At 70.4% G+C, this 24,465-nt stretch carries 24 protein-coding genes and 2 pseudogenes; 14 read left to right on the top strand and 12 right to left on the bottom strand.

What is annotated here, in order from left to right; genetic code table 11:
• Nucleotides 1–229: 229 nt before the first annotated feature.
• Both AB0F72_RS13580 and AB0F72_RS13575 read left to right on the top strand, forming a co-directional pair.
• The gene (locus AB0F72_RS13580) at nt 230–973 is read left to right on the top strand and encodes an NAD(P)-binding oxidoreductase (RefSeq protein WP_360430012.1); all 744 of its coding nucleotides are present in this window, start codon (nt 230–232) and stop codon (nt 971–973) included.
• Nucleotides 974–980: 7 nt separating this feature from the next.
• Complete coding sequence (locus AB0F72_RS13575; RefSeq protein ID WP_360430010.1) at nt 981–1,205, top strand: hypothetical protein; 225 nt, start codon at nt 981–983, stop codon at nt 1,203–1,205.
• 145 nt (nt 1,206–1,350) lie between these two features.
• On the opposite strand, the gene AB0F72_RS13570 is transcribed toward AB0F72_RS13575, so the two are convergent.
• Both AB0F72_RS13570 and AB0F72_RS13565 read right to left on the bottom strand, forming a co-directional pair.
• Nucleotides 1,351–2,868 (bottom strand): FAD-dependent oxidoreductase, encoded by a 1,518-nt coding sequence (locus tag AB0F72_RS13570; RefSeq protein ID WP_360430008.1) that lies wholly within the window; start codon nt 2,866–2,868, stop codon nt 1,351–1,353.
• Between the two features lie 115 nt (nt 2,869–2,983).
• Complete coding sequence (locus tag AB0F72_RS13565) at nt 2,984–3,394, bottom strand: TIGR03668 family PPOX class F420-dependent oxidoreductase (protein WP_360430006.1); 411 nt, start codon at nt 3,392–3,394, stop codon at nt 2,984–2,986.
• Between the two features lie 245 nt (nt 3,395–3,639).
• Between AB0F72_RS13565 and AB0F72_RS13560 the strand changes: the two genes are divergently transcribed.
• Together AB0F72_RS13560 and AB0F72_RS13555 are read left to right on the top strand one after the other, a co-directional pair.
• On the top strand, nt 3,640–5,259 hold the full coding sequence (locus AB0F72_RS13560; protein ID WP_360430004.1) for a methyl-accepting chemotaxis protein: 1,620 nt from the start codon (nt 3,640–3,642) through the stop codon (nt 5,257–5,259).
• A 101-nt stretch (nt 5,260–5,360) separates the two neighbouring features.
• On the top strand, nt 5,361–6,743 hold the full coding sequence (locus AB0F72_RS13555) for a family 43 glycosylhydrolase (RefSeq protein ID WP_360430002.1): 1,383 nt from the start codon (nt 5,361–5,363) through the stop codon (nt 6,741–6,743).
• A gap of 19 nt (nt 6,744–6,762) precedes the next feature.
• Here the strand turns inward: AB0F72_RS13555 and AB0F72_RS13550 are convergent, their stop codons facing one another.
• Nucleotides 6,763–7,665: a methyltransferase domain-containing protein gene (locus tag AB0F72_RS13550; protein WP_360430000.1), complete on the bottom strand. Its 903-nt coding sequence runs from the start codon at nt 7,663–7,665 to the stop codon at nt 6,763–6,765.
• Nucleotides 7,665–7,958 carry a hypothetical protein gene (locus AB0F72_RS13545; protein ID WP_360429998.1) on the bottom strand — a complete coding sequence of 98 codons (294 nt, stop codon included), beginning with the start codon at nt 7,956–7,958 and terminating at the stop codon, nt 7,665–7,667. Before AB0F72_RS13545 ends, AB0F72_RS13550 begins: the two co-directional genes overlap by 1 nt.
• Nucleotides 7,959–8,021: 63 nt before the next feature.
• Between AB0F72_RS13545 and AB0F72_RS13540 the strand changes: the two genes are divergently transcribed.
• The 4 genes from AB0F72_RS13540 (at nt 8,022) to AB0F72_RS13525 (ending at nt 10,883) form a co-directional block, all read left to right on the top strand.
• A complete protein-coding gene (locus tag AB0F72_RS13540) occupies nt 8,022–8,657 on the top strand; it encodes a TetR family transcriptional regulator (protein ID WP_360429996.1) in 636 nt (211 codons plus the stop codon).
• A gap of 74 nt (nt 8,658–8,731) precedes the next feature.
• Complete coding sequence (locus tag AB0F72_RS13535) at nt 8,732–9,055, top strand: PadR family transcriptional regulator (protein ID WP_360429994.1); 324 nt, start codon at nt 8,732–8,734, stop codon at nt 9,053–9,055.
• On the top strand, nt 9,055–9,825 hold the full coding sequence (locus AB0F72_RS13530) for a hypothetical protein (RefSeq protein ID WP_360429992.1): 771 nt from the start codon (nt 9,055–9,057) through the stop codon (nt 9,823–9,825). The genes AB0F72_RS13535 and AB0F72_RS13530 overlap by 1 nt, the downstream gene beginning before the upstream one ends.
• An 83-nt stretch (nt 9,826–9,908) precedes the next feature.
• Nucleotides 9,909–10,883 carry a PrsW family glutamic-type intramembrane protease gene (locus tag AB0F72_RS13525; RefSeq protein ID WP_360429990.1) on the top strand — a complete coding sequence of 325 codons (975 nt, stop codon included), beginning with the start codon at nt 9,909–9,911 and terminating at the stop codon, nt 10,881–10,883.
• Nucleotides 10,884–10,887: 4 nt separating this feature from the next.
• Here the strand turns inward: AB0F72_RS13525 and AB0F72_RS13520 are convergent, their stop codons facing one another.
• From AB0F72_RS13520 to AB0F72_RS13505, 4 genes are all read right to left on the bottom strand, one after another.
• Nucleotides 10,888–11,691 (bottom strand): nitroreductase family protein, encoded by an 804-nt coding sequence (locus AB0F72_RS13520; RefSeq protein WP_360429988.1) that lies wholly within the window; start codon nt 11,689–11,691, stop codon nt 10,888–10,890.
• Nucleotides 11,691–12,017: a hypothetical protein gene (locus AB0F72_RS13515; RefSeq protein ID WP_360429986.1), complete on the bottom strand. Its 327-nt coding sequence runs from the start codon at nt 12,015–12,017 to the stop codon at nt 11,691–11,693. The genes AB0F72_RS13520 and AB0F72_RS13515 overlap by 1 nt, the downstream gene beginning before the upstream one ends.
• Entirely contained in the window at nt 12,014–12,736 is a 723-nt protein-coding gene (locus AB0F72_RS13510; protein ID WP_360429984.1) for a methyltransferase domain-containing protein, read from the bottom strand. The genes AB0F72_RS13515 and AB0F72_RS13510 overlap by 4 nt, the downstream gene beginning before the upstream one ends.
• Before the next feature lie 70 nt (nt 12,737–12,806).
• Entirely contained in the window at nt 12,807–13,907 is a 1,101-nt protein-coding gene (locus AB0F72_RS13505) for an endonuclease/exonuclease/phosphatase family protein (RefSeq protein WP_360429982.1), read from the bottom strand.
• A 148-nt stretch (nt 13,908–14,055) separates the two neighbouring features.
• Between AB0F72_RS13505 and AB0F72_RS13500 the strand changes: the two genes are divergently transcribed.
• The 4 genes and pseudogenes from AB0F72_RS13500 to AB0F72_RS13485 form a co-directional block, all read left to right on the top strand.
• Entirely contained in the window at nt 14,056–15,657 is a 1,602-nt protein-coding gene (locus AB0F72_RS13500; RefSeq protein ID WP_360429980.1) for an FG-GAP-like repeat-containing protein, read from the top strand.
• A 113-nt stretch (nt 15,658–15,770) separates the two neighbouring features.
• Nucleotides 15,771–15,965 (top strand): SDR family oxidoreductase, encoded by a 195-nt coding sequence (locus AB0F72_RS13495; RefSeq protein WP_360429978.1) that lies wholly within the window; start codon nt 15,771–15,773, stop codon nt 15,963–15,965.
• Nucleotides 15,966–16,104: 139 nt separating this feature from the next.
• Complete coding sequence (locus AB0F72_RS13490; RefSeq protein WP_360429976.1) at nt 16,105–16,398, top strand: hypothetical protein; 294 nt, start codon at nt 16,105–16,107, stop codon at nt 16,396–16,398.
• A gap of 175 nt (nt 16,399–16,573) precedes the next feature.
• Nucleotides 16,574–16,769, top strand: a pseudogene (locus tag AB0F72_RS13485) (transposase); the annotation flags it as partial.
• Between the two features lie 171 nt (nt 16,770–16,940).
• Here the strand turns inward: AB0F72_RS13485 and AB0F72_RS13480 are convergent.
• On the bottom strand, nt 16,941–17,195 hold the full coding sequence (locus tag AB0F72_RS13480) for a hypothetical protein (RefSeq protein ID WP_360430355.1): 255 nt from the start codon (nt 17,193–17,195) through the stop codon (nt 16,941–16,943).
• A gap of 929 nt (nt 17,196–18,124) precedes the next feature.
• Here AB0F72_RS13480 and AB0F72_RS13475 point away from each other — a divergent pair.
• Nucleotides 18,125–18,363: pseudogene (locus tag AB0F72_RS13475) on the top strand (transposase); the annotation flags it as partial.
• A gap of 274 nt (nt 18,364–18,637) precedes the next feature.
• Nucleotides 18,638–19,594 carry a C45 family peptidase gene (locus AB0F72_RS13470; RefSeq protein ID WP_360429974.1) on the top strand — a complete coding sequence of 319 codons (957 nt, stop codon included), beginning with the start codon at nt 18,638–18,640 and terminating at the stop codon, nt 19,592–19,594.
• Nucleotides 19,595–19,767: 173 nt separating this feature from the next.
• Here AB0F72_RS13470 and AB0F72_RS13465 read toward each other — a convergent pair whose 3' ends face one another.
• The 3 genes from AB0F72_RS13465 to AB0F72_RS13455 all read right to left on the bottom strand — a co-directional run bounded on the left by AB0F72_RS13465 (nt 19,768) and on the right by AB0F72_RS13455 (nt 24,216).
• Complete coding sequence (locus AB0F72_RS13465; RefSeq protein ID WP_360429972.1) at nt 19,768–20,349, bottom strand: TetR/AcrR family transcriptional regulator; 582 nt, start codon at nt 20,347–20,349, stop codon at nt 19,768–19,770.
• Between the two features lie 29 nt (nt 20,350–20,378).
• Nucleotides 20,379–22,934, bottom strand: a complete 2,556-nt coding sequence (locus AB0F72_RS13460; protein ID WP_360429970.1) for an alpha/beta hydrolase — start codon at nt 22,932–22,934, stop codon at nt 20,379–20,381.
• Nucleotides 22,935–23,031: 97 nt separating this feature from the next.
• Nucleotides 23,032–24,216, bottom strand: coding sequence for an MFS transporter (locus AB0F72_RS13455; protein ID WP_360429968.1), 1,185 nt, complete (start codon nt 24,214–24,216; stop codon nt 23,032–23,034).
• Nucleotides 24,217–24,465: the final 249 nt, after the last annotated feature.

Here is a 24,465-nt window from a genome sequence, read left to right as displayed (position 1 = left end):
GTCCGGGCGGCCGGACGCCCGGCAGGGTCGCCGGCAGCGGTCGCGGACTCGCACACCGGCCGGTCCGGGCCGAACAGGCGTAGGGTGAAGGTGTCGCCCAGGACCTCGGTGACCGGTATTCGGCCGTGGTGGGTTCTCCGACGTCTTCTTCGCCGCCGCAGCGATCGAGTGCGTTCCGCACGCAGGCATTACTCCCGCACGAAAACCGGCCGCGGCCGAGGAGCGAGTCATGGAAACAGCCCGCGAACACAACGACGGACCCTCGTCCGTGAAGCCCAAGGTCTGCATCGTCGGCGCCTCCGGAAAACTCGGGCGGTACATGGTGCGGCACGCCCTGGATCGCGGCTACGACGTCGTGGCCGTCTGCCGGGAAGCCAGCGTCGGCAAGCTCGACGTGTTCGAGGACCACATCACCGTCGTTCCGGGGCAGACTGACGATCGCTCGGTCATCAGACGTGCTGTCGACGGCTGCGACAGTGTGCTGACCGTGCTGGTCCCGCGCGGCGTCGAGCGGTACTCCACCCGAACCGCCCAGGCGGTGCTCGACAGCGCCCGGCCCGGCGCGCGACTGGTCTTCTCGTGCGGATGGCACATCACCCGCGACGGCCTGGACACGTACTCATGGAAGCTCAAAGCGATGGTGCGGATCGCCGGCCCGGTGGCGAAACTGGTCCGCTTCGCCGACCTCGACGACCAGGTGGAAGCCTGCCGGCGGGTCTTCGCCAGCGACACCCGGTGGACCGTCGTGCGCGGCAGCGACCTGGAGGAAGGCGACAGCGAAGGGCTGCCCGTGTGGAGCCGGCACGTCGGCGACCCCGTCCTCAAGAGCAACAGCACCCGGCGGATCGACTTCGCCCGGTTCATGGTCGAGGCGCTGACCAACGACGAGCTGATCCGGGAGGCGCCCGCCATCGTCGGCCGCGGCACCCCGTCCGCCCGCGCCCACGCCGCCGCGTCGACCGCACGGCCCTGAGGGTGACGTGGCCACCACAGTGCTCCGGGTCCGGCTCATCGGCGGCGACCGGATGGACATCACCTACGAGCGACCGGACGTGTCCGACCAGGACGAGTTGATCGCACATGTGGTCGCGACCTTGTCCGAGGACGCCGGCGCGCTGCACGGCAGACACGGTGAACGGCTGGTCGTGCTCTACGGCCGGGGAGTCGCCGCGATCGAGGTCGCTCCCCGTGGCCCGGTGTTGTGACGAGCCACTGAACTCCTCGGCCCGGCCCGGCCCGGCCCGGCCCGGCCCGGCCCGGCCCGGCCCGGCCCGGCCCGGCCCGGCCCGGCCCGGCAGCGGTCAGCGCCTGGCCTGGCCCGGCAGCGGTGAGCGCCCGGCCCGGCAGCGGTCAGCGCCCGGCCAGCAGGCCGCGCGGCGGCACCGAGTACACCTGCACCGGGCGTACGCCGTGGCGGCGCAGGATCGCGTTGGTGGCCATCGCGGCTGAGGCGGCGGAGCGTTCCATCAGCGCGCAGGGGAACGGCATGCGGACCCAGTCGCCGGCCAGGAACAGTCCCTCGGCGTCGGTGGACACGCCCGGGCGGGTGGCGTCACTGCCGACGTCGAAGGCCGGGGCGTCGTATCCGATCCGGGTGTCGCTGTCGACCACCCGCAGCCCGCTCGCCTCCGGCCAGATCCCGGCGAGCTGCGACCACATGTCACGAGCCGCGTCCGTCGCGCCCACGCCGGCGTTGGCGGCGTAGGCGTGCAGCTCCACGACCGCGCCGCCGGTGCGCCGCGACCATCGGGCCGGCCCTCGCTCGACGCGGTGGAACAGGCTCACCGAGTCCAGCAGCGGCTCCCGGGCGACGCTGCTGAACACCGCGCGGTCCGCGGCGACGTCCCGGTCGGTCCAGAGCCGGCTGACCGCGTACGGGGCGGTGGTCCGTACCGTGTCGATGCTCTTCACCAGGCCGGGCGCCCGCTCGGTGAGGGTGGGGGAGGCGGCCACGATGTCGCGCGCGGACGCGGGATCGGTCGCCAGGACGACGTGGTCGGCGGGTATCCGGGCGCCGCCGGTGAGGGTGACGGTCCAGCCCGGCTCGATCCGGTCGACGGCGGCGCCGGTGCGGATGTCCGCGCCCAGAGCCTGCAACCGCTCGCCGAGCGGCGTCCAGATCGAGGTCTGGTAGTCGTCGTCCGGCGCGTCGAACGCGAGCCCTTCGGCGTTGCGCAGGAAATAGAAGTGGAACTGCATGATCATTTCGGCGGCCGACATCTCCGCCGCGTGGTTGAAGAACGAGTGCGCGAACACGTCGAACAGCAGCGCGCGGGCCTGGTCCGGCATGGCGAGCCGGTCCAGGTAGTCGGCCGCCGACATGGTGTCGAACTCCCGGTAGGTCCGCGCTCGTGAATATCGCAGCAGCGCCATCGCCGCCGGTCCGTCGACGTCACGCATCTCGCGCAACCGCAGGCTGGGTGAGCGGGCGATCAGCGCCAGCAGACTCCACGGTGGAGTCCTCGGCAGCCCGCCGAAGTCCTCCTCCGGCCAGGCCCGGGACACCACCGGATAACGCTCGGCCGGGCGGAGAAACGACAGCGACCCGTCGATCCGGCGCAGGATGTTGCGCCAGTTGTAGTACTGCCGGAAGAAGGCGTGGAACCCGTGGCCGACCATCTGCGTGGACCCGTCCGCCAACTGTTTCGGCCACGCCGCGAGCCGGCCGCCGAGCCGCTCGTCGCGTTCCAGCAGGGTCACCGCGACACCGCGCTCCGCGAGGAGCAGGGCCGATGTCATTCCCGCGATGCCACCGCCGATCACCACGGCGCGCACCGGATCCCCCACGGTGGGTGGCAGTGACCGGTCGATGCGTACCAGGCGGTCGGCATGGCGGCTCACGGAGCTGGATCCGCGGGGAGGCGTCATGCTCCGCTCATTCCCGGCCACCTGAGATCCAACCCCTCGAACGCCAGGACGACGGCCCGGCCCGTCAGACCGTTGCCACCACCAGGCCGGCGCGGCCGCCGGTGAACGTCCATCGTCACCCGAGCGCGGTCCAGCCCGTCCAGCCGCTCACCTCGATCGACACGACCGGGCCGGGTGGCCGGCGCTCGGCGTAGGCCGGGTAGCGTGCCGCGAGCGCGTCCACCGCCGCGTCGTCGGTGTCCAGGACGCGCGCGGCGCCGTCGGCCCGGGCCCACCAGAGCCGCGACCAGTCGTCGTCGTAGGCGTCGACGAGCAGACACACCCGCGGCCGTACGGCGATGTTGTCGAGCCGCCGCAGCCGGGTGGTGCTCTTCGGCTTGTGGTCGACGACGAACACGATCCGCTCGCCCAGGACGGCGAAGGTGACCGGCACCAGGTGTGGCGCCCCGTCGGCCGAGACGGTGGCCAGGCGGGCCACCCGCGCAGCGGCGAACCGGCGCCGGGCTTCCTCCGCGGAGAGCCGCATCGGTGACGAACCTCCAGGTCGGTGGAGCGCGGACATCGCCCCCATGGCGCGCGGCCGCCGCCGCCGGCAGTGCGATCGGTTCCACGGTAGTGCCTGCGCCCTCCGCCGCCGCGACGGCGAGTCCCGCGTCCTCGCCAGCCGCTGGATATCCACACAGCGGGGAGCTTCAGCGTGATTTCGTGCACCTTGCGGCGCTGATTGCTATTTGCTGGTAGCAGGACGTGGTCGTGCGGGAGGAGCGCAGGATGTCGGTCGAGCTCGGGTCGGCCCGCCGCCGCTGGTGGGCTGATCTTCCGGTGGTGGGCAAGGTGCTGTGCACCGTGTTCGTCGCGGGTCTGGCCACCGCGCTCGCCGGCGTGGTCGGCATCGTCCAGCTCGGTGCGGTCGACGAGCAGGGCGGTGGCATCTACGAGCGCAATCTGCGGCCGATCGCGGTCCTGGCCATGCTCGACGGCGACGTCAACGAGCTCCGTGCGACGGCGCTGCGCCATGTCATCACCACCTCGCAGACCGAGATGCAGGAGCGGGAAGGGGAGATCGCCGACTTCCGCGAGCGGGTGGCCGACGAGTGGAGCCAGTACACGTCCGCGGCGGGCACCGCTGAGGAGCAGACGGCACGAGAGGAGTTCAGCACCGCGTTCAGCGCCTTCAACACGGTGATCGACGAGCAGATGGTGCCGCTGAGCCGGGCGCAGCAGACGGCGAAGGTGGCGCTTGCCGAGGCCGCACAGTTCGACCCCGCGTTCGACCAGGTCAGCGAGGCGTTGACGACACTGAGTGACATCGAGGCGGCGCAGGCCGCCGCCAGCGCGGAACAGGCCGAGTCGACGTACCAGAACGCCCGCGCCTGGCTGATCGCCATTCTGGTCGCCGGGCTCGTGCTCTCCGGTGGCATCGGCGTCTATGCGGCGCGCTCGGTGAGCGTGCCCCTCGGCCGGGTCGTCGCCGTGCTCCGCAGGGTGGAGCACGGCGATCTCACCGCGCTCGCCGAGGTGCGGTCCCGCGACGAGGTCGGGCAGCTCGGCACCGCCCTCAACGCCACCACGAGCCGCTTGCGCGACACGATCGGCAACGACCTGGCCCTGACCGCCGCGCAGGTCGCCGCCGCCGCGGAGGAGCTGTCCTCGGTGAGCAGCCAGCTGCAGGCCGGAGCCGGCAACGCCGCCGAGCAGGCGTCCACCGCCACCCGTGCCTCCGAGGAGGTCAACACCGGTGTGCAGTCGATCGCGGCCGGCGCCGAGCAGATGCGCATGTCGATCGCGGAGATCGCCTCCAACGCCAGCCAGGCGGCGCAGGTGGCGCAGGACGCGATGACGGCGGCGGCCCGGACCACCGCGCAGGTCACCGAGCTCGGGGCGGCCAGCACGGAGATCGGCGCCGTGGTGGCGCTGATCACCAGCATCGCCGAGCAGACCAACCTGCTCGCGCTGAACGCCACCATCGAGGCCGCTCGCGCCGGTGAGCTGGGCAAGGGCTTCGCGGTGGTCGCCGGTGAGGTCAAGGAGCTCGCCCAGCAGACCGCCACCGCCACCGACCAGATCACCGCCCGGGTCAGCGCCATCCAGGCCTCGAGCGTGGCCGCCGCCGCGGCCATCGAAGAGATCACGCAGGTCATCGGGCAGATCGGCGACTACACGACGACGATCGCTTCCGCTGTCGAGCAGCAGACGGCCACCACCGCGGAGATGAGCCGATCGGTCACCGAAGCGGCGGACAACAGCGGCGACGTCGCCACCACCGTGTCCGGGGTCGCCGACATCGCGCTGGCAACCGCCGAGGGCGCCCGGAGCACCCAGCAGGCAGCCTCGGACCTGACCCGCCTGGCCGGCAACCTGACCACCATCGTCGGCGGCTTCCGGCACTGAAGCGATCCGCCCGCGCGGGCTGGGTGATCGACGGCGTTCACTTGACAGAAATCCATCGGAAATGACCATGATGAAACTCCACCGACCCCCGTGGAGAACTCATGATCCAGTCTCGTGCACCGCGCGGCGTCCGGCGCCTGGCGGCTGCCGCCGCAGCGACCCTCGTCCTGGCCGCCGGCCTGCTCACCGTCACTGCCACGTCGTCCGCGGCAGTCGTCTCCGGGCCCGTCATCGACCAGAACTTCGCCGACCCGGACGTCATGAAGGTCGGCCGCACCTACTACGCCTACGCCACCAACAGCGACGGCCGGAACATCAAGTGGGCCACCTCCACGGACCTGGTCACCTGGACGGTGCAGGAGAGTGACGCGCTGCCGGCGCTGGGCGCCTGGGCCGACCCGGACTGGTCGTTCCCGCCCGGCGGGCCCGGCGACCACGGCGTCTGGGCGCCGGAGGTGTTCGCCACCGGGCCGCGCAGCTACGTCATGTGGTACACCGCGCACGACCGTGCCTCCGGGAAGCAGTGCATCGGCGCCGCCACCGCGACCGCGCCGGGCGGGCCGTTCGTCCCCCGCGACACCGCCCTGGTCTGCACCCCGGAGATCGGTGGCGCGATCGACGCGTCCTCGTTCGCCGAGAACGGGCGCCGGTACATCCTGTGGAAGAACGACGGCAACTGCTGCGCGCAGGACACCTGGCTGCGCCTGCAGCAGGTCAGCGCCGACGGGCTTCGCCGGACCGGCGCCGAGACCGAGCTGATCAAGCAGAGCAAGCCGTTCGAGGGCATCCTCGTCGAGGCGCCGACACTGTGGAAGCACGGCGGCACCTACGTGCTCTTCTACTCCGCCAACTTCTTCGGCGACGGCAGCTACGTGAGCAGCTATGCCACCTCGGACCGGCTGCGCGGGCCGTACACCAAGGCGGCCTCGCCGCTGATGACCACCGACGCGTTCGGGGGCACGGTCCGCGGGCCCGGCGGCCAGGACATCGTGACCGGGCCGGACGGCCGGGACCGGATCGTCTTCCACGGCTGGAACACCGGCTTCACCTACCGTGCGATGTACTCGCAGCGCCTGGACTGGCAGGGCAGCCGGCCCATCGTCGAAGGCGCCAAGATCCGGTACGAGGCCGAGGACGCCGCCTTCACCCGGGCCAACGCCCGGTACGCGGCCGGCGGCGCCAGCAACGGCGTGGTCGTCGGCGGGATCGACTTCGCCGACAGCCGGGTCACCTTCACCGTCTACGTGCCCCGGGCCGGCAGCTACCGGCTCTCCACCCGTTACGCCAACGGCTCGGACGCCGGTGCGGCCAGCCACACCCTGCTCGTCAACGGCGCCGCCGCCGGCACCGTGGACTATCCGGTCACCGGCTGGGACAACTGGCAGGTCAGCGAACGCGCCGTGACCCTCAAGGCCGGAACCAACACCATCGCGTACGGCAAGGGCGCGAACTTCGCCGAGATCGACGCGATCGACGTCGCCTAGTGGCCGCACCGGGCCGGGATCACGGTGCGCTGATCCCGGCCGGGATCACGGTGCCGCTGATCCCGGCCCGGTGAGCGGTGATCAACCACAGCCCGGCCGGCAGCCGGTAACCGGCGCCGGCCGTGCGGAATCGTTCGAGCAGGCGTGCCGCCCCGGCCCGGGCGCGCATCCGGGCGGCGGGATCGGCGTCCCGGTAGGCCGCGCCGGCGGGACCGATCTCGATGAGCCACTCGGCGACCGCCTCCGGATCGTCCGGCGCGTCGAGCGTGACGTCGTACGGATGGATGGTGATGTCGGCGAAGCCGGCGGCGGTGAGCAGGCGGGTCGTCCGCGCGGCGTCGGCGAACGCGAACGGCCCCGGCTCGCCGCCGACGGGCAGGGGCGGCAGCGGTCCCAGATGTGGCGCCGCGCCGAGCATCGCCGCCGCCGGCCAGGGATTCACCAGGCCGTCGCGGAACACCGTGGCGGCCAGCCGGGCGCCGGCGCGCATCGACCGCCGGATCGTGCTGAGACCGGCGACCGGATCGGCGAACAACATCAGCGTCATCCGGGAGTAGACGGCGTCGAAGGGCGCCCCGGGTACGGCGTCGAGCGTCTCGACGTCACCGGTGACGAACGATGGCCCCGCGCCGTCCGGCCGGCCCCATCGGTCCCGCGCCGCCGCCACCATCCCCTCGGCGAGGTCGAGGCCGACCGCGCTGCCCAGCGGGGCGACGGCCCGGGCGATCTCGGCGGTCGTGCCACCGCACCCGCAGCCGACGTCCAGCACCCGTTCACCGGGCCGGGGGCGCAGCCAGTCGAGCGCCACGGCGCCCAGCGGCCGGCCGATCTCGTCATGCCGGTCGGCGTGCCGGGCCCACCCCGGCGCCGCCCGGGCCCAGAAGCCCGCGTTGCGGGAGCGCAGCGCCGCGGTGTCGGTCATCAGAACGGCATCTCGGCGCCGTCGACACTGGCCGACCGGAAGCCGGCGGCCTTCGCCGGATCGAAACCCTCCTCCCGGGCGGCCAGCCCGGCAGCGCGGATCAGGCGTTCCGACTGGAATCGGCGGAACGCGGCCTCGTCGGTCCAGACGTTGATGATCCGCCAGCCCTCGTCGGACGGGCCGGCCACGTGGGCCAGCAGGCCCGGCGGCCGGTCCGGGCCGAGGTGCTTCTCCACCTGGCGGTATTCCTGCTCGCTGACTCCGGGCATGTCCTGCACGACGCCGTACGGCATAGCTGTCTCCCGATGTCGATCGATAGAGTTAAACTCTATTGAATAGTGGACTACCATGCACGGGTGGCTGTCAACCGTCCTTACGTGTCGCCCCGGCGTCAGGAACAGGCCCGGGTGACCCGGCGGCTGATCCTCGGCGCGGCCGCCAAACTCTTTGTTGACCCGGGTTACGCGGCGACGCCGCTGACCGCTGTCGCCGCCGAGGCCGGTGTCGCCGTGCAGACCGTGTACGCGGTGTTCGGCAGCAAGCGCCAGTTGCTCTCCGACCTCGTCGACGTCACCCTGGCCGGCGACGACGAGCAGGTGGCGATGGCGGACCGGTCGTTCGTCGCCGACATCCGCGCGCTGACCGGCCTGCGGGCGAAACTCTCCCGGTTCGCCCGGCACCTCGCCGCGATCCATGCCCGGCAGGCACAGGTGATGCTGGCGCTGGCCGGTGCGGCGACCGCTGACGCCGACGCCGCGGCGATCTGGCGCAAGAACATCGAGGAGCGGCGCCGCGGCATGGTGATGTTCGCCGCCGACCTCGCGGCCACCGGCGAGGTCCGGGTGAGCGCGGAACGAGCCGCCGACGTGCTGTGGCTCGCCCAGGACGTCCGGAACTACGACTGGCTGGTCCGGGAGCGCGGGTGGCCGGTGGAGCGGTTCGAGCGCTGGTTCGTGGACAGCGTCGCCGCCGTGCTCGGCGCGCCGGACTGAGCGCCGCTCGGTCCCGCTCTCCAGAAACCGCGTAGCGCGCTTGACACCCTATATAGAGTACGAGTGTGCTGAGGATGACGTTGCAGGTGCGGCTGGTGCTGCAGACCCTGGCCGAGGAGCCGGAGCAGCAGCGATACGGCTTGGAGATCGTCGAGGCCACCGGCCTGATGCCCGGGACCATCTATCCGATCCTCGGGCGGCTGGAGGAGGCGGGCTGGGTGAGCAGCGAGTGGGAGGTCGTCGATCAGAGCGCGGCCGGCCGCCCTCGCCGGCGCTACTACCGGCTGACCGCCGACGGCGTGAGCGCCGCCGCGGCCGCGCAGGCCGCCGTGTCCCCGCGACGCCGGGCCGGCCTGCGGGCGTCGCTTGGCCGGGTTCTGCCCGGGGGTGTGAGCTGATGAGGTTCCTGTCGGCGGTGCTCGCGGTGGCCGCGCTGATGCTTCCGGCCGGCCGCCGCGCGCGGTGGCGCGAGGAGTCCCTCGCGCTCCTGGCCGAGGTCCACGGCGTCCGGCGCTGGTGGTTCGCACTCGACACGGTGGTCAAGGCGCCCGTGCTGGCCGGCCAGTTCCGGGTGCCCGTCGCGCCGCCCGGGCGGTGGGTGTCGGTCCTCACCGGCGCCGCGCTGATCGGCGGTTCGCTGGCGGTCGTGCTGGCGGTGCTGTTGCCGCCGGCCGTTCCGGAGGACGCGGCCGAGTTCCTGTTCCTGCTCGCGCCCTGCGGGCTGGCGGGCGTCGTCGCGGCCCGTTCCATCGCCACGGCGCGGGCGTACGGTGGCGGCCTCCTCCCGTACCTGATGGCCGCCCTGACCATCGTCTTCGCCGGCACCGGTCCGGTCGCCGCAGGTCTGCTGTCGGTCGTCACCGGCACGGCGGCGGTCGCGGTGCTCGGCGCGGTCGTGCCCGGCGCGTGGCTGATCGGGGTCAGCGCCGGTGCGCTGCGGCGGCGGACCAGCCCTGCCGGGCTCGCCGTGTCCGGGCTGCTCGCCGGCGCCGGGCTGCTCGGCGTCCTGGTCGGCCTGCAACTGGTGACCCACGTGCCGGCCATCCGGCAGCCGGCTTCCGCGCTGACCGCCGTCTCGGTGTTCGTGCTGGTTCCGGCGTGGATGGTGTGGTCGTTGTGGACCGGTGGCCGGCTGATCCGGGCCCGTGCCACGCAGCGGCTGATCTGACCGGATCCGGCGAGTGCCTCCCGGCAGCCGATCATCCGTCGCGGAGGATGTTGCCGAGCCGCCCGCCTGCCAAGGTTCTCCGCATGGTTGCCCCGCCCGTTCATCACTCGGTCGCCATCGGCAAGCGCACGTGGTTCACCGTTCTGGTAGCCGGCATGTTCATCTGGCTGCTGGCGGCCGGCGTCACGGCGGTCGTCGACGACGCGATCCTGACGCCGACCCTGTTCCTGGTCGGCAGCTTCCTGATCCCGGTGACGGTGGTGACGTTCGCCCTGGGCCGTCTGGACGACTGCCGGATCGGCCTCGACGTGGTCCTCAAGGGATTCCTGATCGCCGGCACCGTCGGCGTCCTCGTCTCCGCCGTGACCGAGATCTATCTGCTGCCGACCGGTTCCGGGCCGCTCGGTAACGCCGTCGGGTTCTTCGGCGTCGGCGTGATCGAGGAGCTCTCCAAAGGCGCCGTGCTGGTGGCGGTCGCCTGGCCGCTCCGCGAACGCACCGTGCGCGGCGGCATGGTGCTGGGAGCGGTCGTCGGCGCCGGCTTCGCCGCCTTCGAGAGCGCGGGGTACGCCTTCTGGACCTATGTGCAGCACGCCGACGACCACCCCGAGCTCAACATCCTGCAGGTCGAGGTGTCACGGGCGATGCTCGCTCCGTTCGGCCACCTGACCTGGACCGCACTGCTCGGTGGCGCGCTGTTCGCCGCTGCCGCGCCCCGCAACGGCGGATTCCGGCTCACCATGCGGGTGGGGTGGACGCTGCTGGGGATCGTGACGATCCACGGCATCTGGGACGCCTGCTACGGCTGGGCCATCTGGCTGACCCAGGGCCTCGTCGGCAACGGATGGGTCGCCGACTGGCCGGACGGCTACTACTGGGAGAGCACCCCGACCCGGAACGAGTTGTGGATCTTCCAGGCCTTCTACAGCACCACCCAGATCATTCTTTCCATCATCGGACTGGTCTGGGTCGTCCTCAGCTGGCGACACGGGGGCCGGCGATCGGCCACCGACGATGACGAGGCGGAGACGACGACCACCCCACCCGGCCGGCGCTGACATCTCATCCGGTGGCCGGGTGGTCCCAGCCTTCCTGGGGAGTGGCGCAGGTGCCGCGGAAGACATACTGCGAGGGCAGCCTGCGCTGCTCGCTGGTCCAGTCGATGGGTGGCCGCCGCTGCTGCGGGGGCAGATAACCCAGGCGGTAGACGGCCATCAGTTCGAGGTCGTCCGGCACCCGCAGCAGGCGGACGATCTCGTCCCAGCGTCCGGGGACCTCCATCGGGAAGGAGACGAACTGGATGCCCATGCCGAGCTCGACCGTGGTGAGCCAGACGTTCTCCATCGCCGCGCCCATGCTGAACACGGAGTAGAAGGAGGACAGCTCGCCCGGCCGGTACTCGGATCGGTCGAGCATCACGCCGAGCAGCAGCGGGGAGCCGGCCACGAGTTTGCGGTTCTCCTCGCCGAGGCTCTGGGGCACCCGCATGGCGTTCATGAGTTTCTGGCCCCGGGCGGTGAACACCTGGCTGGTGAACGGGCGCAGCGGTGCGGGCAGGCGGTCGAAGAGCATGCCGTCCCGGCGGCGTTCCATCTCCTCCTTGCTGAAGCGGAAGTACGGCTTGTAGCGCTCGAAGAAGGTGCCGTTGGACATCGCCTCGGTCATGCTCTCGCCGCTGATCCGCGCGATGGCCTCGATCGTCTCGCGTTCCTCCACGATGACGAACCGCCACGGCTGGCTGTTCAGCTGGGACGGGGCGCGTCCCGCGACCTCCATCAGCAGCCGCTGGTGCTCCTCGGAGACCGGATCGGGCAGGAACGCGCCATTCGTGGTCCGGCGCCGGCGCACCACGTCAAGGAACTCCATCAGCGACTCCTCCAAGCCAGAACAAGGGCGATGGCGTACGCCGGTGCGGCCGAACCGGCGACGGCGGCGTGCCGGCGGAGCTGACCGCCGGCGTAGGGCAAGGCGATGAGCGGGCCGGCCGCCGGCAGCAGCGCGAGGCCGGCGGTTCGGCGCTCGACCGTGGCGGCCGCGAGCGCGGCAGTGGTCAGCGAGGCGGTCACCACGTACAGGGCATGGTGAACCCAGCGCAAGCGCCGGTTGTCGATCGCGCCTGCGGCAACGGCGGCGCCGAAGGCGGCGTTGCTCAGGTAACTCACGGCGGCGGCGGTGATCAGGGTACGGGTCATCGGTGGGCGCCTTCGTCGATGAGCAGGAGACGCTGCGGGAACATCGGCCTGACCTGCCACCCCGGCGGAACGGCCGCTTGCAGCTCCGGACGGCGGTAACTGCGGCGGATGGAGAGCAGCCCGTCCTGATGGATGAAGGACCCGCGGGCGAACGGCAGCGTGGCGGCGGCGTAGAGGCCGTAGCCGGCCCGCCCGCGCGACAGGTCGTTGTGGATGACCAGCCGGCGGGACAGCGCCCGGCTGTCCGCCAGCAGGGCGGCCAGCGCGCCCGCGTCCAGGTGGTGGAGAAGGTGGTTGGAGATCACCAGGTCGTACCGCTCGCCCCGGGCCACCAGGTCCGCGCTCGACGCCTGCTCGAAACGCACACCGGCCGCCGGCAGCGAGCGCACATGCCGGAGGGCGCGCTCGTCCGGGTCGATGGCGGTGATCCGCAGCACCAGCCGGTCGCGAGCCGCCCACCCGGTGAGGGCACGGGAGATGTCCCCGCCGCCGAAGCCGATGTCCAGCAGCGTCGTGGGCCGGTGCGCGTCCAGCCGCGGCCGGATCCATTGCCGGTAGACGCGCCGCCAGCCCGAGACGAGCCGGTTGACGGTACGGAACTGCCGGTACGTGCGCTCCAGCCGGTCGGGGTCACAGTCGGGGGCGTCCATGAACTCGTGGGACTCGGTGTCACGCCAGGTGAGGCTCGCACGGCCGCGCGCCGTGCCGGTGCTGCTCATGTCGTTGGCCCCCCGGCTTCCAGGATTGGACGGTCAACAGATCGATCTCCGGACGGCATACCCGCGATGATCAGCGCGCTAACGGATCCGGCCCGGCAATGATCTTCGGCGTCGTGACCGGCACCGTCCCCACCAGCGGCAGGTGGTCCGACCAGGTGGCGAGGGCGGTCGCGCTCAGCACCTCGCAGGAGGTGAAGGACGCTGCGCCGAACAGGTAGTCGTACTTGCGGTCCGTCCGCTTGGTCGGCTGGTCGTTCGCCCACATCGTGCCGGTGCCCCGGCGCGCGCCGCCGTGGCCCTGCTCGCACTCCCGGTAACCGGCGTACAGCGGGGCGAGGATGGCCTTGTCGGCCGTGTTGGACGGGTCGTCCGGCGGCCGGCTGTTGAAGTCGCCGCCGAACACCGTGTCGGCGCCCCCACCGATCAACTCGCGCAGGCGCTGCACCTGCTCCGCCCGGTACGAGAAGCCGGCCCGCCGGTCGACGTCCTGGCTCTGCGGGGTGAAGTGGCTGGTGCAGAAGCGGACCGGGGTGCCCGTGGCGCGTCGCGCGCACAGCACCTTCAGCCACAGGCCGGTATCGGGGGAGGGGAGTTCGTATTCCGCACGCTCGCCGATCGTGCCCCGGACCGCGACGGCGAGGCCCTGCACACCGGCCAGGCCGGCGCCGCGGCAGCGGAATTCCGAGGTGGCGCGCGGGTTGACGTACCGGGGTGGGTACTCCGCGGTGGCGCCCGGCCCGCTCGGCGCGGTCGTGCCGAAGCGGTCCTCGGCCGGCCGCAGATAGGGTGTGAAGGCGATCCGCCAGTCCCCGCCCAGCCGCTCTTGGACCAGCGTGACCAGGCTCTTGCTCGCGGTCTTGCCGCTGTCGTAGCGACTGTCGTTCTTGGCTTCGTCGCCGCAGACCTCCTGGAGGAGGACCGCGTCCGTGTTCGCGCCCCGCGCCAGCTCCGCGATCTGCGTCGCCTGCCGGCCGGGGTCGCTCTTGGCGCGGCAGGTGCCGCTCTCCCCGCAGACGTTCCAGGTCATCACGCGTACGTCGGTGGTCGCCGTACCGGCCGGCGTGCGGTCCGGCGAATCGTCCCGGCCGGCCGGACGCGCGGCGGTGGTGCCCGCGTACACCAGGGACGCCACGACCGCCACGGCTACGGCGGCCCCGACCTGATGACGCATCGTGCTCCCTAACCTTGTCCCGCTGGTCGAGCCGTCCCGCTGGTCGAGCCGTCCGGAGCATATGCTGCGCGGCGAACTGAGCGAAGGGGGCATCGTGGCGGGGTGGGGCCGGGGGACGTCAGGGCACCGGAGACGGCGCGTCGTCGCCATGCTGGTGTCGCTGGCCGCCGCCACTCTGGTGACCCCGGCTCAGGTCGAGGCGGCCGCCGTGGAGCGGCTGCGCGCCACGGACGTGAACGGCGACGGCGTACCGGATCTGGTCGCCGCCTCGTCCGGCCGGCTGACCGCCTGGGGCGACAGGGCCCGGGGCGCCGCGGACCTCGGCGGTTCGGTCTACCTCCTGCCGGGCGGGCCGATCGGGTCCCGGCTCGCGCCTGCCCTGCTCAATCAGGACGCCGTGCCGACGATCGGCGGGACGGCGAAGAAGGACGACACCTTCGGGCAGTCGGTGGCCACCGGTGACTTCGACGGCGACGGCAAGGCCGACGTCGCCGTGGGCAACCCGCACGAGGAGCTGGGCGGCATCCCCGACACCGGGGCGGTCACCGTCCAGTACGGTCAGAGCGCGGCGCCCTATGTCGGCGCCGGCCGGGGTGGGCTGACCTGGATCGGTCAGACCACCGCAGGCGTGCCCGGCGAGAACGCGATCGGCGATCTCTTCGGCGCCGCCCTCGCCACCGGTTACCTCAACGGCGACGGTTACGCCGACCTCGCTGTCGGCGCGCCCGGTGAGGCCATCGGCGGCGCGTTCGAGGCGGGCCGGGTGACCGTCCTGTACGGCGGTCCCACCGGGCTCACGGCAGCCCAGGCCCGGACGTTCGACGGCACGGTGGCCGGCGCCGCCGAGCCCTTCGACCACTTCGGCGCCTCGCTCGCCGTGGCGAACCTCCGCGGTGACGCCCACGACGACCTCGCCGTCCTCGCCTCGGGGGAATACCGGCCGGACACCGCGGGCGCCTGGGGCGCGGCCGTCGTCCTCGCCGGTTCGGTCACCGGTGTCGACGCCGCCGCACCGTCGATCGTCGATGTCGGCGCCACCGGCACCACCGGCCACCTGCGCATCGTGGTCGCCGGACGGTTCCACGGCTCGGCCTACGCCGACCTCGCCCTCTTCGCCGACCAGCAGCGTGGGGCGGCGCCCCGGTCGGGTGCCGTCGTGATCGCGCCGGGCGGCTCCGCGGGCGTGGGCAGGCGTCCTCTCACCGTTCTCGGCAGCGACTTCCCGTACACCGACGCGTACTGGGGAGGAGCCCTCGCCGCCGGCGACGTCAACCGGGACGGCCGCGACGAACTGGCGGTCGGCGCCCTGCGCGGCGCCAACGGCAAGGGCAGCGTCACGCTCTACACCGGCGACCCGTCCGGGCTCACCGCCCGTCCCACCGTGACCGTCACCGAGGACACGCCGGCCGTGGGCGGAACGGCCAAGCCGGGCGAGGGTTTCGGCTACGCCCTCGCGTTCCTGGACCGGACCGGTGACGGCGTCCCCGAGCTACTGGTCGGCGCGCCCTGGGAGGACCGTTCCTCCGCCCCGGTCGCCCGGGCCACGACAACCGGTTCCCTTCTGTACGAGCTGGGCGTGGCCGTCCCGCCCAGCGGTCCGCCCGCTGTCACCTCGTCGCACACCACGGCGGCGTCCGCGCCCTCGTCCTTCGGCCCGGGGGGACCGGGCCTGGCCGGCGGCGCGACAGTGCTCACCGAGAACGGCGTCGAACCGTCACCGTGGCTCGACCGCCTGCCGCCGCTGCGCTGAGCCGCCGGTCAGTCCGTGAAAGCCGCTGGTCAGTCCGTGAAAGCCGCTGGTCAGTCCGTGAAAGCCGCCGGCCACTCCGTGAAAGCCGCCGGTCAGTCCGCGAAGGCGCTGAGGTGCCGGTCGCGGCTTGGTTCCGGTGCGGCCGCATCGCCGCGTCGCCGCGGCAGCCCACCGGCCGCTTGGTGACCGCCGCCGAGGTGGCGGGCGTGATCGCCTATCTGGCGTCGCCGACGTCGGGCGCCACCACGGGCATGTCACTCGCTGTGGACGGTGGGATGGCCTGCCTGCGGCTGCCCGCGCGCGCCTGAGCCGTCGTTACCACGTGTGCCTCTTCCTGATAACAGTCTGGATACAAGCTGTATGAGTGCCGATTGTCGCTTTTACGGCCGGGTAGTCACTCTTCGTCGTCATCGGACGGCCTTGAGGATGACCCCCCAGGAGACAATCATGGCTACGAGTACCCACAACGAGACCGTCACCGTCAAAGGCGCCCGTTTCCGTGGTGAGGAAACCAAGCCCTCGTTCAAGACCACTGAGCTGATCGTCTACGTGCTCGCGGTCATCGGTGTACTGATCGCCTCGTACACCGTCGGTGACGGGTCCGCCAACAACGGCGCTGACTACTTCGCCGCCGACAAGGCGTGGTGGTACGTCACCCTGCTGACCATCGGTTACATGATCAGCCGGGGCCTGGCCAAGGCCGGCAGCCGCAGCAGCGACACCGACCCGCGCACGCACTGACCCAGCGGCGGCAATCGCGGGCGCGGCCGAGTCGTCAGGCTGGGCCGCGCCCGCAGCGCGACGTCAGACAGCCCCTGGCCTCACCGGGACCCTGTTGGCGAACTCCGGAGTAGACCCTCGCCCCGGCATGATCCCTCCTGATCATGTTCGGGAGCCGATCCTCACCGACGACATGTTCCGCGACGCTTTCCCCTCGCGCGGCAAACCGGCGCTGTCTCCCACCCGCCCGGTTGGCCTTGGTGTCGGTGTTGCAGTTCGCCGAAGGCTCGGCGGACAGGCAGGCCGCAGACACCGTACGAGCCCGCATCGACGGGAAGTACGCCCTCGGCCGGGAGCTGGCCGACCGCGGCTTCGACTGCTCGGTGCTCTCCGGCCCAGTTCGCGGCCCCAAGGAGAGGGGGCGGTCGAGCTCTGAGCAACCGAGAGTTGCATCGGTCGCCGACGCGCCATCCTACGAACGCGCTCAACTGCTTGATGAGAGTGCGTTATTCCCGCGAAGGCTTACGCCGTCGGTGTTTCGGAGATCGTGGCTGGCTCCGGTGTCATTTGTCGGGTCCGCTGCACGGCGGGCCTCTGCCATTCTTCGGATCATTCCATTTCTGGCGCTTATCGCGCGTTAACAGCATCCCCTCCATGATTTCGGGAAACCGGCCGATCATTTTGTGCCGGAGATCTTGAACCGTTGGTGCCGGCACCCGGCGTGAGCGCTTGAGCGCCGTTGCCTGATCCGTGGTCAGCGTTTCCGCCTCGGCAGCCGGCGCCTCGGCAGCCGACGTTTGATGCGCGGTCGCTGGCACGGTCGGAGACTGCACCTGACCTCTGGAGAGAGCGCCAGCCACGGCCGAAGCCCCACCTGCCGACGATGCGCAGGCCACGGACGAAGCCGGAGCAAGGGACGAAGCCGAAGTACGGGACGAAGCCGGAGCACGGGACAAAGCCGGAGCACGGGACGAAGCACCGGCTGTGGACGGCGGCGGCGGTTCGCACGACACCGGGGTGGGCGGCAACGCCGGGGCTCGTGGTGGCGGCTCAGCGGCAGCCGCAGCCTCCATCTGATCACGCAACTGACGCAGCCGCCGAGCGTGCCGCTGCACAAGGCCCCACGCGCGATGCCGCTTGTGCTCACGCCGGAACCTTTCCCCCTCCGGAGAATAATTGCGACGCGCAGCAGGATCCCGCAGATGCCTCACGGGGAATAAAGAGAGCTGCGCCATGAACCCATTGTCGCCGCCCCACCGGAAACCGGCCAACAGAAATCACTAATACCTCACATGAGCTCCGGTCATGATCGCGACTCATCCGTGGTCTGCGAGAATCTCGAAACAGGATGAGCAATCTTGGAACCCATACGGCGTTCATTGTTCTGCCGCAGTGGGAGGAGCAATGCTTGAAACCTGTGGAGGGGCCTTGGGAGGCATACCTTCCCAAGGAATCCGATCAAGGGATCAAGCAAGGCCGGCGCGCCAACGCGGGTCGGGAAGGTACGCCTGTGCTCACCGTGGTCACCCCCGAGGAGCCGACGCCAGCGGCCACGATGACTGGCGGGTCGTTGATCGGCGAGATCATGCGTGACGGCGCCCGGCGGATGCTCGCCGCGGCGTTGGAGGAACGAGGTCGCCGCGTACATCGCGGCGCATACCGGCGAGCTCGACGTCGACGGCCGGCGTCTGGTCGTGCGTAACGGTCATGCCGTGCCGCGGCAGGTGCTGACCTCGTCCGGCGCACCGACGACCTCGACGAGCTGCTCACGTTCTACGACTTCCCCGCCGAACACTGGTGCACCTGCGCACCACCAACCCGATCGAATCGACCTTCGCCACCGTCCGGCACCGGACCAAGGTCACCAAAGGCCCTGGCTCCAAGGTCGCAGGCCTGGCCATGGCGTTCAAACTCATCGAGGCCGCCCAGTCCCGCTGGCGCGCGGTCAACGGCCCCCACCTCGTCGCCCTGGTCCGCTCCGGGGCCAAACTCGAGAACGGCTTCTTGGCCGAGCGCGACGAGACCGTCGCAGCCAGATCACATGTCACCGAGCGACACCGATTGACAATTGGGCCCGCCGCTCGCCTACTTGACTCCCGGCTCCTCCAACGCGGGACATTGTCACCGGCTTGGTATCGGCCACGCTCGCATTCAGCGGCTTCAACCAGATCCAGCGCCTGGCCGTCGCCGATGGCGGCCACCTGGTGATTCACCCCGCAATTAGCTAGGTTGCCTCACCTCGGCGATTCTCACAGAGGGAGTGGCAGCCGTGCGGCAAGAGCACAAGACCTTCCAGTCGATCGAGGTCGGCGACGGCGGCGACGGGCGGTGGGCCGCCTACGTGCGGACCCTGTGGCAGGAGATGGAGGGCCTGCTGACCGAGGAGGGCCGGACTCCGCAGGGCGCGGACCGTGTTCGGGCGCTGTTCCGTACGCACATGCCGGAACTGATCCCGGTTCTGGACCGCCTGGCCGGCCAACTAGACAGGCCCGGGGCGGAAGCCTTCCTCACCCACGCAGCACTGCGGCCGTTCACCCAGGCCTGCACCCAGATCGGCCAGAACGGCACTCTGCTGCGCAACTATGACCTACGGCCCGATCAGTGCGAGGGGACCATCGTCTCCTCCTGCTTCCTGCGCCCCGTGATCGGAATGCAGGACATGCTGTGGGGCTTGCTGGACGGGATGAACGACGCCGGTCTCGCGGTCTCGCTCACCTGGGGCGGACGTTCCGCCTACGGACGCGGCTTCGCCATTCTCGTCGTGGTGCGCTACCTGCTGGAGACGTGCGACACCGTCGATGAGGCGGTCGGCAGGCTGCGGTCCCTTCCTGTCGCCGTCCCCCAGAACCTCACCCTTGTCGATCCCGCCAAGGCGGTGACGATGTTCGTGGGCCCGGATATGTCACCGACGGTGGCGCCGGATGCCTGCGCCGCCAACCACCAGCACCTGCCGGTGACCGACGAGCAGGAGCGTGCCCTGCGGACGCAGGAGCGGCTGCGCGCCATTCGCGCTGCGGGTGCGGACGACGTGGCGGCGATGCTGAAGCCGCCGCTATACCAATCCGTCGACGAGCAGGGGTCAAGAACGCTCTACACAGCCCACTACCGGCCCGTCGACGGCCGTGTGACGTACTACTGGCCCGGTGAGTCCTGGCAACAGTCCTTCGGCGACTTCACACCCGGATCCCGCACCGTGACCTTGGGCCGGAACAGCTGAGAGGCTTTCCAGACCCTGCTGACCCTGCATGAAGATCCTCCAAGATCGTGATGTCACCCACCGCAGACAGGCCCTCTCGGCCCGCCCCGCCACGGCGTCTCTCGCTACATAGCCACCAATCGGGTCCAGGTAGTGGCCACACGACCGTCCTTGCACTCTGGGCGCGGTTGCCGCTAGACGCGGGCCGCAGAGCCGAGTAGCCGCTGCAGGATCTGCATCCCGCTGGCGATGTCCACCTGGTCGTCCAGGAGCCATTGTGCTTCCAGGCCTTCGAAGGCTCCGAGGACGAGTGCTGCGAGTGCTTGGGAGTCGATGTCCGCCGCCAATTCCCCTCGCTCCTTGGCTCTGTCCACGGCCTTGGCGAGGTCTTCTCGCAGCTGCCGTTCGCGGGCGACGCTCCAGTCGTGGGCGGGGTGGTCGGGCGAGGACGCCTCGGCAGACACAATGTGGCCGAGTTGGATGAACATCCGCAGTTCCGGGTACCGCTCGAACGCACGGGGGACGGCTGATAGAACGTCGCCGATGGACTCGTCCGGGGCGATGGACTCGAGGGCATGTAGCCGTTCGTCTCGTCGTTCCAGGATGGCGAGGAGGAGTGCTTCCTTGCTGGGAAAGTGGTGGAGGAGTCCCGCACGTGTGTAGCCCGCGGCGAGCGCTACATCGTTGAGTGCACCTCCGCGATACCCCTTCGAAGCGAAGACGGCTTCCGCCGCATCGAGGATGCGGTCTTGGGTCGGTGAGCGATCGGTGGGCACTTTCTAAGCCTAGAGCTCGTCTCGTCAGTTCACCGCGGAGGGTGCTGGGTGGTCGGAGTCCCGTGCCGTTGGTCGCCTCGGTGGCCATGTGCTGGAACGCTCGGTGAATCCTCGAGGTGCTCTGGCACCGTCTCGGATCGGTCCGGGAGGTTGGCAAGGATGAACGCGTTCATCCTTGCCTGCGCTTCCCGGCCTTCCGGGAACGGCATGCCGGTGAACCCGTGCGAGCCTCCCTCCCACTCGTCGAGTTGTACGTCCACCCCTTCGGCTCGCATCTTTTCCGCGACCCGACGTGAGTCGTCACGCACGAGGTCGCGTGTGCCGACAAGGATGTAGGTCGTCGGGAATCCCTCGAACGACCCGTAGAGGGGCGAGATGCCTGGTTCGCGCAGCTCATGATCGCCGGCGTAGAGGGAGGCGAACGTAACGATGTCGGCGTGGTTGAGTACGTCGCGTTCCCTGTTCTCCGTAGCGCTGGCGCCGCTCACTGTGAGATCGGTCCACGGGAACTGGGTGAGCAGTGCCGCCGGCTGGGGCAGGCCCTCGTGCTGAACCCGTTGCAGCAGGGCGATCGCCAGGCCTCCGCCGGCCGATTCACCCGACACGAGCACCCGTTGCGGGCCGTGCAGGGCGATCAGCTCTCGGTACACCGCGAGCGCGTCCTCCAGTGCTGCTGGGTAGGGGTGTTCGGGAGCGAGCCGGTACTGGACGCTGACCACATCCGGTCCTCCGTCGAGGCAGATGCGCGCTGTCCGGCCTCGGGCGGCTAGGGCGGAGCCGACGACGTAGGCACCGCCGTGCAGGAACAGCACCACGCCCCGTGTGGTGGGCCCGGAGGAGAACCGGTAGACGGGCACGCCGCCCAATTCGGTCTGCGTCATGTGGACTCGTCGGGTGGGCGGGTCCACGATCGCTGCGGCCTTGTCGCCGACTCTCCGTGCGCGAGGCAGGTCACCGGAGGTGTCGCCGGCCTTCCGGGCTAGTGCAGCGATCAGTGGTGTGAAGATGGTCGAAGCCAGGCTCGGGCGCGTCCGGCGGCGCACTGGTGCGGCTGCTGCGCGTACCGCGGCGCCAGTGGGGCGGGCGGCTGCCGGCTCACGTGTCCACTCGATGCGGTACGTCGGCAGGAGGGCGTCGACCTCGTGGTAGGAGTCGGCTTCGTCGTGCGGATGGTCGTCGAAGACGTGGGCGATCCGGGCGCCGCTCCAGCACGGCCAGTTGGCGGCGCCGCTCGTGGCGAGGTCGACAAGAGTGCCGTGGAATTCGTCGGCGACCGACTGCGGCGCCGATGGTCCCGCGAAGGTGGCGACCGTCGGATCGTCGAGGACATCGAAGAGGAAGGGTATGTCGAGGTTGTGCAGTGCTGCCGGCCTGCCGTCGACGGTGTGCACGCGGGAGCCCCAGGCGAACCGGTAGAGCCAGGTCGGTGCCGACCCGCGTGCTTCGGCTGTTGCGAGGACCGTCGATCGGACGATGCGGTCGGTGGCCAAGCGTTCGAGGGTCTCCGTCGACCGTTCCCGCGGGTCCGGGCGTGCCGCCAGGTACGCGCTCCGGATCTCTGAGGGAACGCCGGCCAGGCGCAGGAGGACATCGGCGGGCACCGCGGACAGCGCTCGGGGTATGTCGGCGAGCATCGAGGTGAACTCATCATCCAGTGACCCGATGATCAGGGGCTTGTCTGCTCCGACGCCTGCAGCGATCGCCTGGATGGCGGGCCTCGTGATGAGTTCCCCATCGACGACAGGCCCGAAATGCCCGCCCGCCAGCATCGACCGGACGGTGCCGATGGTGCCGCCGAGGATCTTCGTCTCGAGCGTCGACATGGTTGCCCGCGAGATGCAGGTGAGTCCTTCTCGGGTGAACGGAACGTGCGCGAGACGTGCGACCTTGATCGCGGTTTTCTCGGCCGATTCGAGCGAGACGTGAAGGCGCCGTGGTGACGCTGCGAACGCACGGTGGAACAGTGCCTGCGCGCGGGGCATGGCGAGGAGTTCGAGGACCGCGGTGGCTCCCGCCGAGTGCCCGGTGACGGTCACCCGGTGCGGGTCACCGCCGAAGAGGCGGATGTTTTCCTGCACCCATTCCAGCGCGAGCAGCCAGTCGAGTGCGCCGCGGTTGAGTGGCGCGCCGGGTACCAGGCCGAAGCCTTCGAACCCGAGCCGGTAGCTGACCGTGACGAGGACAATTCCGCTGCGGGCGAGTCCTCGTCCGTCGTTCCACGGGCTCAGTGGCGTGCCCGTGACGAAGTCGTTTCCGTGGATGAAGACGACCACCGGTAATGCTGTGTCGGCATTGGTGTCCGGGGTGAACACGTTGAGTGAAAGTGTCGCGTCGCCGGGCACGGTCGGTTGCGGAACGCCTCCGGTCGTCTTCTCCTGGTGCTGCATGGCGGTCGGCCCGTAGGTGGTGGCGTTTCGCGTGCCCTTCCAAGGGCGAGTGGGTACGGGGGCGGCGAAGCGGAGGGGACCCACGGGAGGCTCGGCGTAGGGAACGCCCAGGAACTCGGCGAAGGCGGTGTCCCCGACGTCGCGCCAGTTGCCTCGAATGGCGCCTGTTGCGGTTTCGACCTCTGGCTGAGTCCTCATGGTGCGTTCCTCGAGTTTTCTTGGGCGGCGTCTCGGACCGTGCCGCTTGCGTGGATGGTCGGTTCGTACGGTCTCGTCGGTGTGCGTTTCGTGTTCGTCACCGGACGGACTTGATGAAGAAGATGGCCACCGAGCTGAGCAGCACGGTCCCGATGGCGAATGGGAACAGGCCCGCGTAGCCGGCAAGGGTCACGATGGCACCGCCGAGGGCGGGAGCGATGGTGCCGGGCAGGGCCGTGGCGATGTTGATGATGCCGAGGTCGCTGCCGTAGGTGGCCTGGCTCGGCAGCACCTCGGTGACGAGGGCCTGATCAACGGAGTGCCAGGCGCCGACGCCGATACCGATGATCACCTGCGCGGTGATCATTCCCGCGAGTGTGGGGAAGGTCCAGGGGATCGCGAAGCCGGCGGCGACAAGCAGTGAGGCCACGAAGATGAAGGGCTTGCGCCGGCCGATCCTGTCGGAGAGGGGACCGGCGACGGCGGTGGCCGGCAGTAGGCCGAGCAGCATGGCGCTACCGAGCACGGCGACGTAGCCGACTGCCCGGTCGCCGAGGCCGATGTAGTCCTGCAGGAGGAAGAGATTGAAGCCGAGAACCGCGCCGTAGCCGGTGAAGAAGCAGAGCCGTCCGGCGAACGCCCAGGCGAAATCCGGATACCGCCTCGGGTTGACCCAGAAGCTTCGCAATACCGTGCCAAGACGCAGAGGTGGTCGCGGCTCCGTCGCGTTGCTGTGGTCCGGGTTGAACACCACGAAGAGCACGGCAAAGACGATCACGATGCCGGCGAGGAGCAAGTAGCCGCGGCCGACGTCCGCGGCGAGTGCGGAGCCCGCCGCCTGTCCGCCGATGGCACCGAACACGGACGTCAATCCGACGACCGCGGCGAAGCGGCCACGAGCTGCCGCCGGTACCCGGTCGGGAAGGATCGCGTTCACGGGGGCAGCGATGACGCTCTGAGCGATCCCCACGCAGCTCCAGGCGATCAGGATCTGGGTGATGCCGTTCGTCATCGCCATGCCGATCAGCGAGAGGCCGCTCATGAGTGCTCCGGCGACGATCCAGGGAGCGCGTGCGCCGAAGCGGGTCCGCGTCCGGTCGCTGAGCATGCCGACGAGCGGTTGCGTGACCATCGAGAAGAACCCGGCGACCGCGGTGACCAGCGCCAGGCTGGCGACCTTGTTGTCGGGGTCGAGGGCGGACACCTGCACCGGCATCAGTACCGACCCGGCGATGCCGAACGTGAGGAATACCGGCAGATTCCCTGGTACGAGCCAGAGCATGAGCTTGCGCAGAGGCCCACGAATCCGAAGCGGTTCCTGCGTCTCCGTCCGAACAGGGGTCGCGAGGTGGGCGGATTCCGTAGGAGGAGGAATGGACGTCATCGATACCCTTTCGCGCACACCATTGCACGGAGAAGCACTACGTCAGCTTTTTCGGTTGCGAGCGGCCATGCCGTCGCTCGTCAGGCATGCTGCTGAGGTTTCGTTGCTGCGCCAGGCCGCCTGCGCCGGGCCGGCTGTGGTGGGCCC

The sequence above is a fragment of the Actinoplanes sp. NPDC023936 genome, assembly GCF_040639325.1.
Taxonomy (GTDB): Bacteria; Actinomycetota; Actinomycetes; order Mycobacteriales; family Micromonosporaceae; genus Actinoplanes.
This window is presented reverse-complemented; position numbering and strand designations above follow the sequence as displayed.